At 73.7% G+C, this 17,099-nt stretch carries 17 protein-coding genes; 10 read left to right on the top strand and 7 right to left on the bottom strand.

Annotated features, from left to right (window positions below; genetic code table 11):
* Window positions 1-41: 41 nt before the first annotated feature.
* Entirely contained in the window at window positions 42-1,574 is a 1,533-nt protein-coding gene (locus ACGF3J_RS35800; RefSeq protein WP_237552270.1) for an FAD-dependent monooxygenase, read from the top strand.
* A 61-nt stretch (window positions 1,575-1,635) separates the two neighbouring features.
* Here ACGF3J_RS35800 and ACGF3J_RS35795 read toward each other — a convergent pair whose 3' ends face one another.
* Window positions 1,636-2,718: a methyltransferase gene (locus ACGF3J_RS35795; protein ID WP_161326179.1), complete on the bottom strand. Its 1,083-nt coding sequence runs from the start codon at window positions 2,716-2,718 to the stop codon at window positions 1,636-1,638.
* A 269-nt stretch (window positions 2,719-2,987) separates the two neighbouring features.
* Here ACGF3J_RS35795 and ACGF3J_RS35790 point away from each other — a divergent pair, with 269 nt between their 5' ends.
* The 8 genes from ACGF3J_RS35790 (at window position 2,988) to ACGF3J_RS35755 (ending at window position 11,477) form a co-directional block, all read left to right on the top strand.
* Window positions 2,988-3,317 (top strand): 4Fe-4S dicluster domain-containing protein, encoded by a 330-nt coding sequence (locus ACGF3J_RS35790; RefSeq protein WP_161326178.1) that lies wholly within the window; start codon window positions 2,988-2,990, stop codon window positions 3,315-3,317.
* Window positions 3,314-5,278, top strand: coding sequence for a hypothetical protein (locus ACGF3J_RS35785; RefSeq protein ID WP_161326177.1), 1,965 nt, complete (start codon window positions 3,314-3,316; stop codon window positions 5,276-5,278). The genes ACGF3J_RS35790 and ACGF3J_RS35785 overlap by 4 nt, the downstream gene beginning before the upstream one ends.
* A gap of 10 nt (window positions 5,279-5,288) precedes the next feature.
* A complete protein-coding gene (locus ACGF3J_RS35780) occupies window positions 5,289-6,677 on the top strand; it encodes an amidase (protein WP_161326176.1) in 1,389 nt (462 codons plus the stop codon).
* An 86-nt stretch (window positions 6,678-6,763) separates the two neighbouring features.
* A complete protein-coding gene (locus ACGF3J_RS35775; RefSeq protein ID WP_393855694.1) occupies window positions 6,764-8,215 on the top strand; it encodes a glutamine synthetase in 1,452 nt (483 codons plus the stop codon).
* Window positions 8,216-8,302: 87 nt separating this feature from the next.
* A complete protein-coding gene (gene purB, locus ACGF3J_RS35770; protein ID WP_393855693.1) occupies window positions 8,303-9,589 on the top strand; it encodes an adenylosuccinate lyase in 1,287 nt (428 codons plus the stop codon).
* Window positions 9,573-9,977 (top strand): GNAT family N-acetyltransferase, encoded by a 405-nt coding sequence (locus tag ACGF3J_RS35765; RefSeq protein WP_393855692.1) that lies wholly within the window; start codon window positions 9,573-9,575, stop codon window positions 9,975-9,977. Before purB ends, ACGF3J_RS35765 begins: the two co-directional genes overlap by 17 nt.
* Before the next feature lie 170 nt (window positions 9,978-10,147).
* Window positions 10,148-10,939: a response regulator transcription factor gene (locus ACGF3J_RS35760; protein ID WP_393855691.1), complete on the top strand. Its 792-nt coding sequence runs from the start codon at window positions 10,148-10,150 to the stop codon at window positions 10,937-10,939.
* A gap of 121 nt (window positions 10,940-11,060) precedes the next feature.
* The gene (locus ACGF3J_RS35755) at window positions 11,061-11,477 is read left to right on the top strand and encodes an enediyne antibiotic chromoprotein (protein ID WP_393855690.1); all 417 of its coding nucleotides are present in this window, start codon (window positions 11,061-11,063) and stop codon (window positions 11,475-11,477) included.
* Window positions 11,478-11,562: 85 nt separating this feature from the next.
* Here ACGF3J_RS35755 and ACGF3J_RS35750 read toward each other — a convergent pair whose 3' ends face one another.
* From ACGF3J_RS35750 to ACGF3J_RS35740, 3 genes are all read right to left on the bottom strand, one after another.
* Window positions 11,563-11,784 carry a hypothetical protein gene (locus tag ACGF3J_RS35750; protein ID WP_202557431.1) on the bottom strand — a complete coding sequence of 74 codons (222 nt, stop codon included), beginning with the start codon at window positions 11,782-11,784 and terminating at the stop codon, window positions 11,563-11,565.
* Between the two features lie 145 nt (window positions 11,785-11,929).
* Window positions 11,930-12,394, bottom strand: a complete 465-nt coding sequence (locus ACGF3J_RS35745; protein WP_161326171.1) for a helix-turn-helix transcriptional regulator — start codon at window positions 12,392-12,394, stop codon at window positions 11,930-11,932.
* 12 nt (window positions 12,395-12,406) lie between these two features.
* Window positions 12,407-12,829 (bottom strand): VOC family protein, encoded by a 423-nt coding sequence (locus ACGF3J_RS35740; protein WP_161326170.1) that lies wholly within the window; start codon window positions 12,827-12,829, stop codon window positions 12,407-12,409.
* Between the two features lie 153 nt (window positions 12,830-12,982).
* Here ACGF3J_RS35740 and ACGF3J_RS35735 point away from each other — a divergent pair, with 153 nt between their 5' ends.
* Window positions 12,983-13,825 carry a helix-turn-helix transcriptional regulator gene (locus ACGF3J_RS35735; protein ID WP_393855689.1) on the top strand — a complete coding sequence of 281 codons (843 nt, stop codon included), beginning with the start codon at window positions 12,983-12,985 and terminating at the stop codon, window positions 13,823-13,825.
* On the opposite strand, the gene ACGF3J_RS35730 is transcribed toward ACGF3J_RS35735, so the two are convergent.
* From ACGF3J_RS35730 to ACGF3J_RS35720, 3 genes are all read right to left on the bottom strand, one after another.
* Window positions 13,814-15,001 carry a ParB N-terminal domain-containing protein gene (locus ACGF3J_RS35730; RefSeq protein WP_161332709.1) on the bottom strand — a complete coding sequence of 396 codons (1,188 nt, stop codon included), beginning with the start codon at window positions 14,999-15,001 and terminating at the stop codon, window positions 13,814-13,816. The genes ACGF3J_RS35735 and ACGF3J_RS35730 overlap by 12 nt on opposite strands.
* Before the next feature lie 136 nt (window positions 15,002-15,137).
* Window positions 15,138-15,977 carry an ABC transporter permease gene (locus ACGF3J_RS35725; protein WP_346346347.1) on the bottom strand — a complete coding sequence of 280 codons (840 nt, stop codon included), beginning with the start codon at window positions 15,975-15,977 and terminating at the stop codon, window positions 15,138-15,140.
* A complete protein-coding gene (locus ACGF3J_RS35720; RefSeq protein WP_161332710.1) occupies window positions 15,974-16,900 on the bottom strand; it encodes an ABC transporter ATP-binding protein in 927 nt (308 codons plus the stop codon). Before ACGF3J_RS35720 ends, ACGF3J_RS35725 begins: the two co-directional genes overlap by 4 nt.
* Window positions 16,901-17,099: the final 199 nt, after the last annotated feature.

Raw genomic sequence — 17,099 nt, 5'->3', positions numbered from 1 at the left:
GCCGAGCACGGACCACTGATGATGAGAGGGATTTGACGACCATGCAGGACACCACGATGGACGCCGACGTCATCGTCGTAGGCGCAGGCCCGACCGGACTGATGCTCGCGGGCGAACTGCGCCTGGGCGGGGCGGAAGTGATCGTCCTCGACAAGCTGCCCGAGCCCACCGGCCAGTCCCGCGGCCTGGGATTCACCGCCCGCGCGATGGAGGTCTTCGACCAGCGCGGGCTGCTCCCGCGCTTCGGGCAGGGCGAGACCCTGGAGGTCAGCCCCGTCGGCCACTTCGGCGGAGTCCAGTTCGACTTCACCGCCCTTCAGGGCGCCCACTTCGGCGCCCGCGGCATCCCGCAGAGCCAGACCGAGGCCGTCCTCGCCGCATGGGCCACCGACCTCGGTGCCCAGATCCGCCGCGGGTACGAGGTCCTCGCCGTCGCCGACGGCTTCCTGGACGGCGACCACGTCGAGGTCACCGTCAACACCGCCAACGGCACGCGGCAGCTGCGCGCGCCCTACCTGGTGGGCTGCGACGGCGGCAAAAGCACGGTGCGCAAGCTCGCCGGCATCGACTTCCCCGGGACCGAGGCCACCCGGGCGATGTTCCTCGCCGACGTGACCGGCCTCGACCTCAAGCCCCGCTACCTCGGCGAAACCCTGCCCAACGGCATGGTGATGGCCGCCCCGCTCAAGGAGGGCGTGCACCGCATCATCGTGTGCCCGCACGGCGCCGCCGCCCGCAGCGCCGACGACACCGTCACCTTCGAGGAGGTCGCCAAGGCCTGGGAGCACATCACCGGCGAGGACATCAGCGGCGGCGGCGCCGAGTGGGTCAGCTTCTTCAGCGACGCGACCCGCCAGGCCGCCGAGTACAGACGCGGCCGCGTGCTGCTGGCCGGCGACGCCGCGCACATCCACCTGCCCGCCGGCGGCCAGGGCCTGAGCACCGGCGTCCAGGACGCCGCCAACCTCGGCTGGAAACTCGCCGCCGTCGTCACCTCACGCGCCGGCGAGGCCCTCCTGGACACCTACCACGCCGAGCGCCACCCCGTGGGGCGCCGCCTGCTGATGAACACCCGCGCCCAGGGCATGGTCTTCCTCGGCGGCGACCAGGCCGAGCCGCTGCGCCGGATCATCACCGAGCTGACCGGCCACGACACGGTCCGCCGCCACCTCGCGGGCATCGTCTCCCACCTCGACATCCGCTACGACGGCATCGACGGCGGCGAGCCCGGCGACGGCGGGAGCACGCACCCGCTCCTGGGGCGCCGCCTGGGCAAGACGCCGCTGACCGGACCCGGCACAGACACCGACACCTTCGCCCTGCTGCACACCGGACACGGTGTCCTGCTCGACCTCGCCGGCGACCCCGGCCTGCGCGAGGCCGCCGCGCCCTGGGCCGGCCGCGTCGACGTCGTCACCGTCACCGCCCGCACGGCCGACCACGAGGCCGTGTTCGCGGGCGCACAGGCGGTGCTGGTCCGGCCCGACGGACACGTCGCGTGGACCGGCGCCGGCACCGTGGACGGCCTCGCCACCGCCCTCGCCCGCTGGTTCGGCGAGAGCGCCAAAGACTGACCTGTGCAGTGAGGGGTGCCGCCCAAACCAGCGGGCGGCACCCCTCACTGCTGCGCGGGAGCTACCGGCAACTGGCCTCCACCACCGAGATCGCCGCGGGCGTCTGCACCACCCGCTCCAGCCGGAAACCGGCCTTCGCCAGCAGTTCCCCGTACTGCCCGGCCGTCCGCTCCCGGCCGCCCACCAGCAGCATCAGCCACAGGTCGACCAGCTTCGAGGAGTGCGCGGCGTTCGGCTTGTCGGGCACCACCATCTCCATCAGCAGCAACCGTCCGCCCGGCCGCATCGCGGCCCGCACGTTGCGCAGGATGCGCAGGGCCTGCTCCTCGGGCCAGTCGTGCACGATGTGCTTGAGCACATAGGCGTCCCCGCCCTCGGGCACCGGCCCGAACAGATCGGCGGACACCACCTCGCACCGCTCGGCGACCCCCTGCCCGGCCAGGTAGCCGGCCGCACCGTTGTCGTCCACCCGGGGATCGGCCAGGATGCCGCGCACACCCGGCGACTTCCCCAGGATCCCCGCGAGCAGCTCACCGCGGCCCCCGCAGAAGTCGACGACCGTGCCGAAACGCGAGAAGTCGTACGCCGCGACAACCGGCTCGGTCTCGGTGGCCGACATCGCGCCCATGCCCTTCATGAACACCTCGCCGTACTCCGGCTTGGCCTCCATGAACTCGAAGGCGGTCATACCGCGCAGCTTCGGCAGGCTCGGCTCGCCGGTGCGCACCGCCTCGACGAAGTGCGACCAGTCCTCCCAGTGGATCGGGTGGCCCATGAGCACGGCGATGCCACGCATCGACATCGGCGCGTCCTCGAGCAGCGCCGCCCCCATCGGGGACATCTCGAAACAGCCGTCCGCGCGCTCGGCGAACACGCCGTTCGAGGCGAGCAGCCGCATCAGCCGCTGCAGGGTCTGCGGATGGGCGCCGACGCGCTCGGCGAGCCGTTCGGCGGACAGCGGACCGTCTCTCAGCGCCTCGGCCACGCGCAGCTGGGCGGCGGCGTAGAGGGCCTGGCTGAGCATGGCGCCCTGGACCATCTCGAGCAGCGAGAACGGTGCCGGGGCCAGCTTGCGTGCCAGCCGCTGCAGACCGGTACGCACACCTTCGACGACCCGCACGACGCGGGCGGGCGGCAGGGGCATGGGTTCCTCCGTGGTGGGCGGCGGGCGGCCAGAGGGCCTGCCCGCGGGCGGGCGGGGGCGACGCGCAGCGGACGCGACGGTCCGCGTGCACGAAGGACACCAACGCTCCGGCGGCGCGGACGGGCCGCGCTCGCAGCCGACTCGAGCAGACGCCGCGGCCCTCCAGCTGGTCCCCACCCGCGCTCCGGGGGCAGTCGAGGCAGCCCGGTGACGATCGGGACCGTCCGGCTCGGCCTGGCCGAGCAGAGTCCCGTAAGGGGGCCGATCCCGTGAAGAAGCTTGCTTCGTCCGCCGCGCTGTCGGAGCGCGCCGATCGCATCGCCGCACGCTCCCGCGCCGGCAACTGGAAGAAGCCCCCGCGACGCATCGAGGCGTCCGAGTGCATCACCTGCGACAGCTGCCTGCGCGGCTGCCCCGCGGAGTTCGGCGCGATCTTCGACCGGGGCCTCGACGTGGTGATCGTCCCGGAGCTGTGCTCGGGCTGCCCCGCCTGCGTGCTCGAGTGCCCGGTCGACTGCATCTACGTCGACGAGGACTGGACCCCCACCGGCGACGCGATGTGGAACCACGTCGAACTCACCGCCGCGAGGGCCGCATGAAGGAGCCCGCCGGGCGCCCCGAATCCCGCCGCGCCGCCCACGCGAAAAAGCGGATCAGCCGCCGTCCCAGCCGGCTCGGCACCCCCGCCGGCAGCACGGCCAAGCCGGACCGGGTGAGCGACCCCGACGCGGGGTTCTCCGGGCTGCTGCGACGCGTGTGGCGACGGGCGAGCGAGGCCGGGGACCCGCGAGCCGCGCTCGACGTCCTGCTCACCCTCGACGGACACGTCCCCGCGGACGTCCCGCTGCGGGCCCTGAACCGTGCCGAACAGGCGGCCCTCGTCGCGCTGTTCAACCTGAGCTGGCGCGACCCGGACAACCTCGGTGACAGCCCCGCCGACCCGCCCGGGGCCCCTGCGGCAGCGCCCGCGCGATCGGCCTCCCCGCTGTCCGAACGCCCCGCCTTCCTCGGCGAGATCGGGCTCACCACCCACGGCCGCATCGCCCTGCGCACGCCCGGCGCCCGCCCCCTGGACCCCCGCGACCTGGTCGGCGGAGTGCTCCGCGTGCCCTACGACCGCGCCGCGCTCGACGCCTACCGGCGCGAACTCGAGCGCGCCCGCCAGCACAGTGCCGACAGCGTCGCCGACTGCCGCTCGTGGCTGGCCGGGCAGGGCCCCCAGGGCCGGGCCGCGCTGGTCGACCAGGCCCGGGAGGCGGCGCTGCGCACCGCACCGTTCGTCCTCCACCAGGAGGACACGCAGTACACGAACTTCCGCGGGCAGAACACGCTGACCGGCAAGACCCTGTGGCCCGGCCACCCCGACTGCGCGCTGAGCGCGCTGCAAGACCTCCCCCTCGACCTGTGGTCGGACCAGGACGTCCAGCTCGTCGTCTGCCTGACCCTGCTCATCCACTCGGCCGGCTTCGGACGGATCGAAGAGGCCAACGGCACCCAGCTGAGCGTCGACCACGTCGCGTACACCCTGGAGCGGGTGCGCCGCGCCTACAACGCCGTACCCGGGCCCGAACCCGTGCCCGCGGCGGCCTCGCGGCGCGTCGCCGACCTGGACCGGCTCGCCGTGGCGCTGCGCGAGCGACGCCTGAAACTGGGTGGACGCGCCCAGCTGTACCGCGAGATCCACGGGGCCTTGATGCACAAGGTGGAACGGGTGGCCGCTCCCGCGGGGCCCCTCGCCGGGGCCCGCGAGGACGCCGTCACCGCACGCCTGCGCGCGAGGCTGCCGCTGGCCGGCGCCACGCTCACCGAACTCGGCGGGGAACTGGCCGCCGCGCCCGGCTGGCTCGCCCAACCGCACGCAGCCTTCGGCACCGGCCTGGAGTCCCTGGTGTACGAGACCGTGGCCGCCACCGCCGACGCCTTCGGTGCCGACTTCGCGATGAGCCGCGGCATGCGCTCCCTGCCCAACCTGGTGCGCGCGCTGCGCGGCGCAAGCTGGGCGGAGATCTGCGACTGGGACATCACGCACTTCTTCTGCTGCGTGGTGCCGCGGCCGGCGGCCGCCGCCCACTTCGGCGGCTCCGAAGCCGCACTCGCCGACGCCGCCTGGGCGATGTCCTCGCGCATGCAGTACAACTCCTGGCACTTCGTCGCCGGCAATCTGCCCCAGGTGCCCGAGGTGGTGGCCCGCGACCACTTCGTGCCGCCCCTCATCCCGGACGTCGCGTTCTTCTCGGACCAGCACCACCACGGGCACGTCAGCAACAACGTGCGCTTCTCGCTGCGCTCCCCGCAGTCCGTCGAGGTCGACGGCCGCCGCTTCGACGGCTTCATGGACCTCAGACTGCTGCGCTGCGCCGGGGACCCGTTCGGCGAGCAGGACCTGCTTGCCGCCCACCGGGTGTCGGGGTTCATCGCCCGCGCCACCTCGCTGGCCGCCGACCTCGTCGCCGCCGGAACGGACCTCGAGGTCACCGCGTTCGACGCCGGCTGGCACTGGAACGCCGTCACCGGCCGGCAGCCCGCGTCCGCGGCCGGCCCGGAACGCCGAGCGTCGTGAAGGGAGAGCGATGACCGCCCACGGCGTCAGCCGCACCAGGGAACTCCTGCGGCGGGGCGAGGTGTCCGCCGTCGAACACACCGCCGCCGTCCTGAGCGCGGCGCGCGAGCGCGACACCCTCGACGCGTACGTGGCCGTCGCGGGCGAGGAGGCACTGCGCGCCGCACGGCGCGCGGACGCCCGCATCCGGGAACTGGGCGCCGACGCCTGGCGGACCATGCCGCTGCTGGGGACCACCGTCTCCGTGAAGGACCTGCTGCAGACCCGTCACCTGCCCACCCGGCGGGGCTCGCTGCTGCCCAACGACCGTCCCCGTGAGGATGCGCCCGCGGTGGCCCGGCTGCGCGCCGCCGGCGCCGTCGTCGTCGGCAAGACCGCCACCTCCGAGTACGGCTGGAGCGCCTCGACACTCAGCCGCGTCGCCCCGCCCACCCGCAACCCCTACGACCCCCGCCTGACCGCGGGCGGCTCCAGCGGCGGCGCCGCCGCCGCCGTCGCGACGGGCCTGTGCGACGCGGCCCTGGGCACCGACGGGTCCGGGTCGATCCGGATACCGGCGGCGTTCTGCGGCGTCGTCGGCTTCAAGCCGTCCCTCGGCCGCATCCCCTACGTGCCCAACAGCGCCGACCGTCTCGCCCACCAGGGCCCCATCGCCCGCACCGTCGCCGACGCCGCGCTGCTCGCACAGGTCATGGCCGGCCCGCACCCGGCCGACCCCGACTCCGGCCTCGGCTCCCTCGACGCGCCACGCACCGCGCGGGCGCTGCGGATCGGCTGGATCGAGTACGACGGCACCGCCGGCGAGGTCCGCCGCGTCACCGAACAGGCCCGCCTGGCCCTGACGGACCAGGGACACCTGGTCGAGGACGTCGAGGTGCGCTGCACCCACCTGTACCCCGCGCTCGTCGACCTCCTCGCCGCCTCCGAGGCGGCCGGGGCCCGTCCCGAGGACGACGAGCGGGCCGACCCCGGCCGCCTGGCGGTGATCCGGCACGGACGCACCCTCCCGGGCGCCGACGTGATCCGTGCCGAGGAGGTCCGCCAGAACCTGCGCGCCACCCTGCGCACGGTCATGGACCGCTACGACATCCTCGCCATGGCCACCGTTCCCATCGAGCCGTTCGCCGCCGACGCCGTCGGCCCGCCCTGGGCGGCCGATGCCCATGACCTTCAGTGGCTGGCCTGGGCACCCGCCTCGTACCCCTTCAACATGACCGGCCAGCCCGCCCTGTCGCTGCCCGCCGGACTCACCCGCGCCGGCCTGCCGGTGGGAGTCCAGCTGGCCGGCCCGGTCGGCGCCGACGACCTGGTCGTGCAGCTCGCCGGACGCCTGGAGGCCGACCTCGGCACACCAATCCCGCCGGGCGCGCGCGTACCGGAACCCGCGATCGCCCGATGACGCACGCCCATGGAAAGGACGCTCCCATGTACGCCAGGTCATGGTCCTCGCCCGCAGCGCAGGGCAGTGTCGGGCAGCCTTCGTTCGTGGCCGACCACGGGCTGTGGGACGAGGCCCGGACCGCCGCGGCCGAGCAGGTCGAGGCGAGCCTCGCCGACCTCGACTTCGTGCGCCTCGTCTTCGGCGACCCGCACGGCCTGGCCCGTTCCAAGACCCTCACCGCCGAGGCGTTTCGCACCGTGCTGCGCAACGGCATGAACTTCAGCCCCGGGCCGTTCGTCTTCGACACCGCACACGCCGTCGCCGTCGACTTCCTCGGCGACCACGGCATCGGCGTCGACGAGATCGCCGGCGCCGGGAACTTCGTCCTGGTCCCCGACCCGCTCACCTTCCACCCGCTGCCGGGCGGCGACGCACGCACCGCCTGGGTCATCGGGGACGAATACCTGCGCGACGGCAGCCCGCACCCCCTCTCGTCGCGGACCGTGCTGCGGCGCGTCGTCGACCGGTACACCGAGCGGGATCTCGCGCCCGTCCTCGGCCTCGAGGTCGAGTGGTACCTCACCCGGCGCCTCGACGACGCCCCCGGCAACACCGGCAACGGCTTCGGCCTGCAGGGCGGGGCACCACGCGTGTCCGCCCTGAACGCCGGCTACCAGTTCAACCTCGACGCGTACTACGACACCGTCGCCCCCCTCACCGACCCGCTCGCCCTGCACCTGCTCGCCCTCGGCCTGCCGCTGAGGTCGATGGAGCACGAGTCGGGGCCCGGCCAGGTCGAGACGACGTTCGCCCCGATGTCCGCCCTGGACACCGCCGACGCGATGCTGCTCTTCCGCACGCTCACCAAGAGCTGGTGCGCCCGACGCGGACACCACGCCTCCTTCATGTCGCAACCGCTGCTGGACGCCGCCGACCCCAGTGGCTGGCACCTCAACCAGTCGGTCACCGACCTCACCACCGGCACCAACCTCTTCGGCACCGAAAGCCCCTCCGGCGGGCTGTCCCCGCACGGCAAGGCATACGCGGAGGGGCTGCTGAACTGGGCCCGCGAGCTGTTCCTCCTCTCGGTGCCCACCGTCAACGGCTACCGGCGGCTCGCCGCCGAGCACACCCTGGCGCCCACCCGCCTCGGCTGGAGCGAGGAGGACCGCAGCGCCATGCTCCGCGTCGTCGGCCGCGGCGCGGGGGCGCACATCGAGAACCGGATCGGCGAGCCGTGCGCCAATCCGTATCTCGCCGTCGCCGCCCAGCTGTTCGCGGGCCTCGAAGGGATCGCTGCGCCGGCCGCACCCGCGCAGGCGGCCGGGGCCGCGGTGCCGGGCGACGCCGGCCTCGTACCGCAGCACCTGCGCGAGGCCCTGGACGCCTTCCGCACCGGCCGTGCCGCCCGGCTGCTCGGCGCACCGCTCGCGGCCTGCCTGGTCAAGCTGAAGGAGAGCGAACTGCGCCGCTTCGACGCCTGGTGCCTGCAGGCCGCGCCCGCAGCCGGTCGGGTCACCGAGTGGGAGCAGCGCGAGTACTTCGGCGTCTACTGAGCCCGGCCCCCGCTCGGGCCGGCCCCCCTGGCTCCCGCCCCTGCTCAGCCGTCCCCCGTCCGACCGGCCCCCTGACGAAGGCGTCGCATGATTGCCCGATACACGCTGCCCGAGATGGCCCACCTCTTCTCCGACCGGTTCCGCTACGCCACCTGGGTGCGGGTGGAGATCCTCGCCTCCGAGGCACAGGCCGCCCTGGGCCGCGTACCGCACGAGGCGGTCGAGGACATGCGCCGTGCCCGCGTGCCGGAGCCGGAGCGGGTCGCCGAGATCGAGCGGGAACGCGACCACGAGGTGCTCTCCTTCCTCGCCGCCTACTGCGAGGACATCCCCCAGTCCTCCGCACGCTGGGTGCACCACGGCATGACCAGCTACGACCTCGTCGACACCGCGCTCGGCCACACCCTGGCCCGGGCCACCGACCTGCTCACCGGCGCCGCGCGGCGACTGCGCCGGGTGCTGACCGGACGGGCCCTGGAGCACTGGGACACCGCGATGGTGGGCCGCACCCACGGGGTGCACGCCGAACCCACCACCTTCGGACACAAGCTCGCCGGGCACGCCTTCGCCGTCGACCGCTCGCTGCGCCGGCTCGCCGCCGCCCGCGAGGCCGTGGCCGTCGGCACCGTCTCGGGTTCCGTGGGCACCTACGCGCTGATCGACCCGCGCGTGGAGGAACACGTCCTGGCCGCCCTGGGCCTGGCCGCCGAACCCGCACCCAGCCAGGTCGTCGCCCGTGACCGCCACGCCCAGCTCCTGCAGGCCGTGGCCACGCTGGGCGCCTGTGTGGAACAGATCGCCCTGGAACTGCGGCTGTTGCAGCGCACCGAGGTCCGCGAGGTCGAGGAACGGCGCACCGGCGCGTACCAGGGCTCCAGCGCCATGCCTCACAAACGCAACCCCACCACGAGCGAACGGCTGTGCGGCCTGGCCCGCCTGCTGCGGGGCTACGCCGACACGGCCCTGGAGAACGTGGCGCTCTGGCACGAACGCGACCTGGCCCACCAGTGCGTGGAGCGGGTGATCCTGCCCGACAGCCTCTGCGTCGGCCACTTCCAGGTGACCAAGGCCGCCGATCTGGTGGCCTCGCTCACCGTCGACACCGAACGGATGCGCGCGCACATCGACCAGACCGACGGGCTCGTGCACAGCTCCTCGGTCCTCGCCGGCCTCCTCGGCGACGGCATGGAGCGCGAACGCGCCTACCGCAGCGTGCAGGCCGCGGCCGACCACACCCTGGCGACCGGCGAGCACTTCGGCGCGTCCCTGGCCAAACAGGGCATCGACGTGGCCGGTCTCGGTCCCGAGCGTTTCCTCGCCCACCACGGGGTGATCCGCACCCGATTGGAGAAGCTGCATGAGCTGGAAGATTGACCGCGTCGAGGGCTCCGCGCTCGACCTGGAGGAGGTACTCGGCGTCTACCACGCCTCCGGCCTCGGCGAACGACGCCCGGTCGCCGACCGCGAGCGGTTGTCGGCCATGGTGGAGAACGCCAACCTGGTGCTCGTCGCCCGCGACGACGACGGAGCGCTCATCGGCATCCTCCGCGCGGTGTCGGACTTCTCCTACGTCACCTACGTCTCGGACATCGCCGTCGTCCGGGACCGTCAGCGTTCCGGCGCCGGCCGCGCCCTGATCGACGCCGCCAGGGACGCCGCCCCGGCCGCCAAGCTGGTGCTCCTGTCCGCGCCCGCGGCCGTCGGCTACTACCCGCACATCGGGTTCACACGCCACGAGTCGGCCTGGGTGCTCAACCCGTAGGACGCGCCTGCCACCGGGTCAGCAGGGCTGTACCGGGGCTCCACCGCGCTTGCCTAGGTTGACGCTCGGGGCGGGCCCACGCGTCCGCGGCGCCACGGGCGGTCCGCGTCCGTGCCGCGCCCCCACGGCCGCACGCACCGCGCGCCCCGTACCGGACCCCCGGGGGAGGCATGACCCAGACATCGGCACAGGCCCTGCTCGACACCCGCCCGCCCACCGCCCCGGCCGTCCCGGCCGTCCCACGGGCCGTCCAGGAGCGCGAGCCGGCCGCCACCGGCAACGGCGCCACCGTCGCGATGCCCTCCGGGCGCCGCGTGCTCGTCGTCGACGCCGACGCCGCATGCGCCGACTCCCTGGTCACCCAGTTGCGCCGGCACGGCCACGAGGCCCTCGGCGTGCGGCGCGGCGCAGACGCGCTGCGTGCCCACGAGGACGCCGACCTGGTCCTCCTCGACCTCGAGCTGCCCGACCTGGACGGCCTGGAGGTCTGCCGCACGCTGCGGGCCGTCAGCCGGGTCCCCGTCATCATCGTCACCGCCCGCGCCTCCGAACTGGACTGCGTCCTGGGCCTGCAGGCGGGCGCCGACGACTACGTGGCCAAGCCCTACGGCCTGCGCGAGCTGATGGCCCGGATCGAGGCCGTGATGCGCCGGGCGGAGTGGCAGCCCGCCGCCGCCCGTGAGATCCGGCACGGCCGTCTGCACATCGACGTGGGCTCCCGCGAGGTCCTGGTCGGGGACGAGGAAGTCGCCCTGACGCGCAAGGAGTTCGACCTCCTGTGCCTGCTCGCCTCGCACCCCGGCACGGTCATTGCGCGCAAGCAGCTCCTCCAGCAGGTCTGGGGCGACTCCTGGTCCCGCCGCACCGTCGACACCCACGTCAGCAGCCTGCGCGGGAAGCTGGGCGACAGCGGCTGGATCGTGACGGTGCGGGGCGTGGGATTCATGCTGGGCAGTCCCTAGCGGTGGTCAGCGGCGGTTCGAGCGGTTCTCGAGCCGGTCTCATGCGTTCCGGCCGACGCTGAGTGAGGCGTGATCACAAGAGCGCGCCGTTCCGCTTACCGCACCCCCTGGGGAGACGAACATGCAGATCCGCTCGCGTCTGACCAAGTCCGGCCTGCTGGGCGCCGCCGCCGTGGCCGCCCTCGCCTTCGCCGCGGCCCCCGCCTCGGCGGCCGCGGCGGTGACCGCCTCGCCCGGCAGCAACCTGGCCGACGGCCAGTCCGTGACCGTGTCCGGCACCGGCTTCCCGGCCGGCTCCGAGGTCGCCGTGTCGCAGTGCCGGGAGAACACCACCTGCACCGACACGCTGGCGAGGGCCACCGTCGGCGCCGACGGCAGCTTCAGCACCGCCTACACCGTGCGCAAGCAGTTCACGGCCACCGACTGGAGCACCGGCACGGGCTCCACCGTGACCGTCGACTGCGCCGCGCAGCAGTGCCAGCTGGTCGCCTACCAGGAGGGCACCGGTGCGGTCGGCACCGGCATCTCCTTCGGCTGAGGCGGCCCGTCCGAGAGCCGAGCCCACCGCGCGGTGCCCGCGACCGGCACCGCCCGGTGGGCTCGCTCGTGTCCCGCCGCACGGATCAGGCGGACGCGGACGTCACCGGCGCGGGCTCCCGGGCGAACCCGTCCGGGCCGGTGAAGGCACCGGTGGCGGCGCCGGGGACGATCCGGTGCGCGCCGCCGCCGTCTTCGGGCACACCGACGCCCCTGGCCGGGCCGCGGCGCTTGTACAGCGCCGGCTTGACGGGCCCTGAGGCGTCCGAGGCGAACTCGACGTACGTGCCGCCGAAGCTCTTCGCCACGGCCAGGCCCCGCCCGGCGTAGAACTGCCTGCTCGCCTGGACGTCCTGCGCTCCCGGCAGGAGTACGAGGCCGTCGGCCTCGCGGGTGGCGGGGCCGGTGTTCTTCGACGAGGCGGCCGGCTTCCAGATCGTGCCGTCATGACGATCACGCCGGCCGCGGTGCGGTCGCCGGGGCTTGTTCGGTCCTGCTCGATGACGGCACCGGTGCCGTCACACACCACGGCAGCCCGGCGGACCCCGCTGCCGCGCGGCGCCGGTAGACCTCGGGCGGCATGCCGGCCAGTTCGGTGAAGCGGGCGACGAGGACGGCCGTGGACGGGCAGCCGACCGCGAGCCGGAGGCCGGCCGGGCTGTGGTCGCCGTGCCGCAGCAGCTCCATCGCCCGCTCGACGCGCCGCACCGTCAGGTAGGCGTACGGCGACAGGCCGTACGCGCAACGGAACCTCCGGCCGAGCTGACCGGAGGACATGCCCGCCTCGCGGGCCAGCGCCTCGACGTCGAGCGGCCGCGTGAGGTCCCGGTCGATCCGGTCGCGCACGCGGCGCACGTGCGCGAGGTCGAGCAGCTGCTGCGCGGCGATCAACGCCTGCCTGCGGCCGGGGTGGCACATGAGGGACCCCTCTCAGCCGATGTCGGAACGCAGTTCCCGGATGCGGACCAGGTTGCCCGCGGGGTCGCGGAACGCGCAGTCGCGGACGCCGTGGGGGTGGAGGACCGGCTCCTGGACGACCTCGGTGTCGGCGGCCTGCACCCTGGCGAACGTGGCGTCGAGGTCGGGGGTGGCGAGCACGATCCAGCCGTAGGTGCCCTTGGCCATCATCTCGAGGACGGTTCTGCGCTCCGCGCCGGTGATCGACGTGTCGGCGGCCGCCGGGGCCAGGAGCAGGGAGGTGTCCGGCCGGCCGGCGGGACCGACCGTGATCCAGCGGGTCCTGCCCCGTCCCACGTCCTCGCGGACTTCGAAGCCGAGGACGTCCCGGTAGAAGGCCACAGCGGCGTCCGGGTCGTCGTGCGGCAGGGAACTCGTATGAAGGGTGAGGTCCATGACCGCACGCTAGCCGCGGTCCCGCGGGGCGGGCTTCTCCGTTCCTGACCCCTTCCCCCTCACGGTCCTGCACCGGTTCCCGAGCGCGGCTCGAGCCGGCCGCGACGCTCTCGAGTCACCCTGTCGAGCGGACCGACACGTGGTGAGGTGGTTATGGACGCAGCAGTGGAAAGGGCGGCCGGGTACATCCGCGAGTGTTTCGGCGATCCGCTGACCGTCTCCGGCATCGCCGAGAGCGCACGGCTCAGCCGTTTCCATTTCTCGCGGGTATTCAAGGAGGAGACGGGGCTCAGCCCCGGGGAATTCCTCACCGCGGTGCGTATTCACGAGGCCAAGCGGCTCATCGACCGCTCGTCGATGAGCATCGCCGAGGTCTCCGCCGCGGTGGGCTACAGCAGCCTGGGATCGTTCACCGACGCCTTCACGGCCGGCGTCGGGCTCTCCCCAGGCCGCTTCCGCAGGCTGTGCCGCGACATGGGCCAGGCGCCGCCCGGGCCGGACCCGGGGCCGGGGCCGGAACGCGGGGCGGTCGCCGGCACGGTCAGGCTGCCGGAGGGCCACGGGAACGCGCGGGTGTATCTGGGCGCCTTCGCCACGGCCGTCGTCCAGTACCCGGCCGTCGCCGCGGCCGTCGTCGACGTGCCGAGCGACCGGCCGTCCTGCTACTGCCTGCAGAACGTGCCCGAGGGGGAGTGGCACCTGCTCGCGGTGGCGGTGGCCGCCGGTACCGGCCGGGACCCGCGGGCCGCGCCGGCCCCGCTCCTCGGGAACCACGGCCCGGCGACCGTGACCGTCACCGCGAACACCGTCACCAGCGCGGCGGTGCGGCTGCGCCCGGCACGCCCGGCCGACCCCCCGGTCCTGCTCGCCCTGCCCCCGCTGCGGCCCCCGGCCACCGTCGTGCCCCACCCCGGGTGCGCCGCGGCGGCCGCGGGAGCGGCGCCCGCCGGCCGGCTGCGGGCGGTGCCCGCCGCGCCGGTGCGGTCAGGACCCTGAGGGCGACGGATTGCGGCACAGCTCCTGCCGGGCCTTCAGCCGCTCCGCGAGCACTAACCACTCCTTGCCGATGTGATCGGCGATCGGGGCGATGACGCCGAGCCAGTGCGGTGGGACCGCGTCGACGAACCGCCGCCCGTCCTCGCCGGGCTCGGTGGCGTGGGTCTGCATCCAGCGCAGCAGCTCCCGGCCGCCGGCGGTGTAGCGGACGGCGGGGTCGGTGGCCATCTTGGCCGCCACCGCCGCCCACGTGGGCGGGACCTCGGTGTGGTTCCTGCGCTGGGGCGCGGCGGTCTCGCCATGCCCGGCCACCCGCAGCGGTGCCCGGCGAGCACCCTCGGAGACCGCCTCGGCCGGCGCCTGCGGACCGTCGGGCAGCGGCACGCTCGGTACCGGACGCACGTGCTGCGGACGTGCGGCATGCGTCTGGCGCCCGTTCCGCTCGGGTCCCTCTCCGCGCCGCAGGCGCGCGCTGACGTCGTGCACCGTGCCCAGCGAGACGTCCGTCGCCCTGGCGACCTGGCGCAGCGGGGCGTCTGGATGGGCGGCGATGTACTCCGCGGCCCGCCGCCTGCCCTCGCCCGCGTCCACCGGACGCCGCCTGCCGTCCTGACCGACGCGCTTGCCGCCCAGCGGCGCCGCGACGGCCGACCGCTCGCGCAGTGAGGCGATCGTCTTCGCGCTCAGACCGGTGATGCCGGCGATGGCGCGGTCGGACCAGTCGGGGTGGGAGCCGAGGACCCGCTGGGCGCCGGCGACGCGGTCCGCCTTCGACAGCGGCAGGCCGTGCGCGCCGTTGGCCTGCATGGCGATGACGAGCGCCTCGGAGTTGGAGCAGTCCAGGAAGCGGGCCCTGATGCTGTCGTCGCCCATGAGCCTGGCGGCCTCCAGGCGGTGCAGCCCGTCGATGACACGACAGCCGTCCACCTGGACGAGGATGGGGGGCAGGTCCGCCGAGTCCGCCGCGTCCACGAGCAGCCGGACATGAGCGGCGTCCGTTCCGCCCTGGCGCAGGGAGACGCCGGGAGCGAGCGCGGCGACGGGAACGTCGCGTGCCGGCAGTTTCTCGAAATTGCTCAGGTCGAATTCGCGGTGCGCCGGCGCGGCGACGCCCTCCATCCGGACGGGACTGAATGCACTCGTTATCGAGACGGCTTGCGCGTTGCTCTGAGCCATTCCTGTAACTCCCTCTCTGCTGCCGCTGCCGATGAGGGTCGCAGGAGGGTCTTTAGCCGTAGTGGAGAGCAGGTCGACGTCGCCTGGAAACCAGAGGCCGCGGGTGCCCGCCGGAGCGGCGGGCACCCGCGGGCGGTCAGGCGTCGCGGCGCCGCAGCAGCACCGCCGCGACGGCCAGCAGAGCGGCGGTCCACAGCGCGAGGACCCCGAGGCCCTGCCACGGCCCCAGCAGATCACCCGCGCGCTCGTGCTGCTGAGTGATCATGAAGCCGGCCTCGGTCGGGAGGTAGGCGTACACGTGCTCGCCGACGCTGCCGGGCAGCAGGCCCGCCATGGGGGTGAGCACCAGGACGAATCCGACGACGGCGGTGATGCTCGCCGCCGTGTGCCGGATGATCGCGCCGACGGCCAGGGCGAACAGGCCGAGCAGGGCGAGGTACAGCCCGCAGCCCACCACGGCCCGCAGGGCGCCGGGGTCGCCGATCGCGACCGGCGCCTTGCCCTCCAGGATCGGCGCGCCGATGAAGAAGGAGCCGAACGCGGTCACTTCGCCGACCACCAGGACCAGCAGCCCGAACACCGCGCCCTTGGCCGCCAGCACGTGCACCCGCCTGGGCACCGCGAGGAGGCTGGCGCGGATCATGCCGGTGGAGTACTCGGAGGCGATTGCCATGACGCCCAGCACGCAGACCGCCAGCTGGCTGAGCAGGATTCCGCTGCCCAGGATCGTGCCCGTCGGGTCCGCCCTCATCTCGGCCTGCTGGGACGGGTCGGTCTTGTCCCAGTTCGCGATGCCCATCTGCATGAACAGTGCGGTGAACACCAGGGTGAGCACCACCAGGACGGCGAGCGACCAGACGGTGGAGCGGACGGAGCGGATCTTCGTCCACTCCGAGAGCATCAGGCTCGCGAAGCCCGGCGCGCGGTCCTCGGCGGCAGACGCGGACGCGTGGGTGGACGCGGTCGTGGTGGTCACTTCACACCTCCGGCGGTGGGCACGCCGGCGTCGTACTCGACGGCGTCCTTGGTCAGTTCCATGAAGGCGTCCTCGAGGGAGCCGCGCCGGGTGGACAGCTCGTGCAGCACCAGACCGTCGGCGGCGGCGAGTTCGGCGATGCGCGCGGACTCCAGCCCGGTGACGTCCAGGTCTCCCGCGTCGGTGACGGTGACGGTGGCGCCCTCGCCGCGCAGCAGTGCGGCGAGCTGTGTCCCGTCCTCCGTCCTGACCAGGACGGACTGGTGCGTGCTGCGCTCGATGAACTCCTCGGTGGAGCAGTCGGCGACCAGCCTGCCGCGCCCGATCACGATGAGGTGGTCGGCGGTCACGGCCATCTCGTTCATCAGGTGACTGGAGACGAAGACGGCCCGGCCCTCCGCCGCGAGCGACTTCATCAGGTTCCGGATCCACAGGATGCCCTCGGGGTCGAGCCCGTTGACCGGCTCGTCCAGGACCAGCGCCGCCGGGTCGCCGAGCAGCGCGGCGGCGATGCCGAGGCGCTGGCCCATGCCGAGCGAGAAACCGCCCGCGCGTTTGCGGGCGACCGAGGTCAGCCCCACCTGCTCGATGACCTCCTCGACCCGGCGCCTGCCCAGGCCCTGGGTCTGCGCGAGGCAGAGCAGGTGGTCGTAGGCGCTGCGGCCGGTGTGGACGGCGCGCGCCTCCAGCAGGGCCCCGACCACGCGCAGGGGCCGGGACAGGTCACGGTAGGGCACACCGTTGACGGTGGCCTCACCGGCGTCGGGCCTGTCGAGTCCCAGCAGGAGGCGCATCGTGGTGGACTTGCCTGCGCCGTTGGGGCCCAGGAAGCCGGTGACCCGGCCGGGCTCGACCGTGAACGACAGGTCGTTCACGGCGGTCTTGTCGCCGTAGCGTTTCGTGAGGTTCTTGGCCTCGATCATGGTCACCTCGGTTGAATGGCCTGCGAGAGTTTCGCTGGGGCAGAAAAACTCCCCGGCCCCCTGTGATAGCAGGATCGCTATCTGTTCAGTAGTCGCGTCCTGGAGTGGCCGTGAACGATGGCCCGGGTGTCACGGCGTGGATATTTTGACAGCTCCGACTGTCTGGGGAAGCTCGTGTTTCATCTGCTGACTTTCCTCA

Source organism: Streptomyces sp. NPDC048171, from assembly GCF_043202655.1.
GTDB lineage: Bacteria > Actinomycetota > Actinomycetes > Streptomycetales > Streptomycetaceae > Streptomyces.
This window is presented reverse-complemented; position numbering and strand designations above follow the sequence as displayed.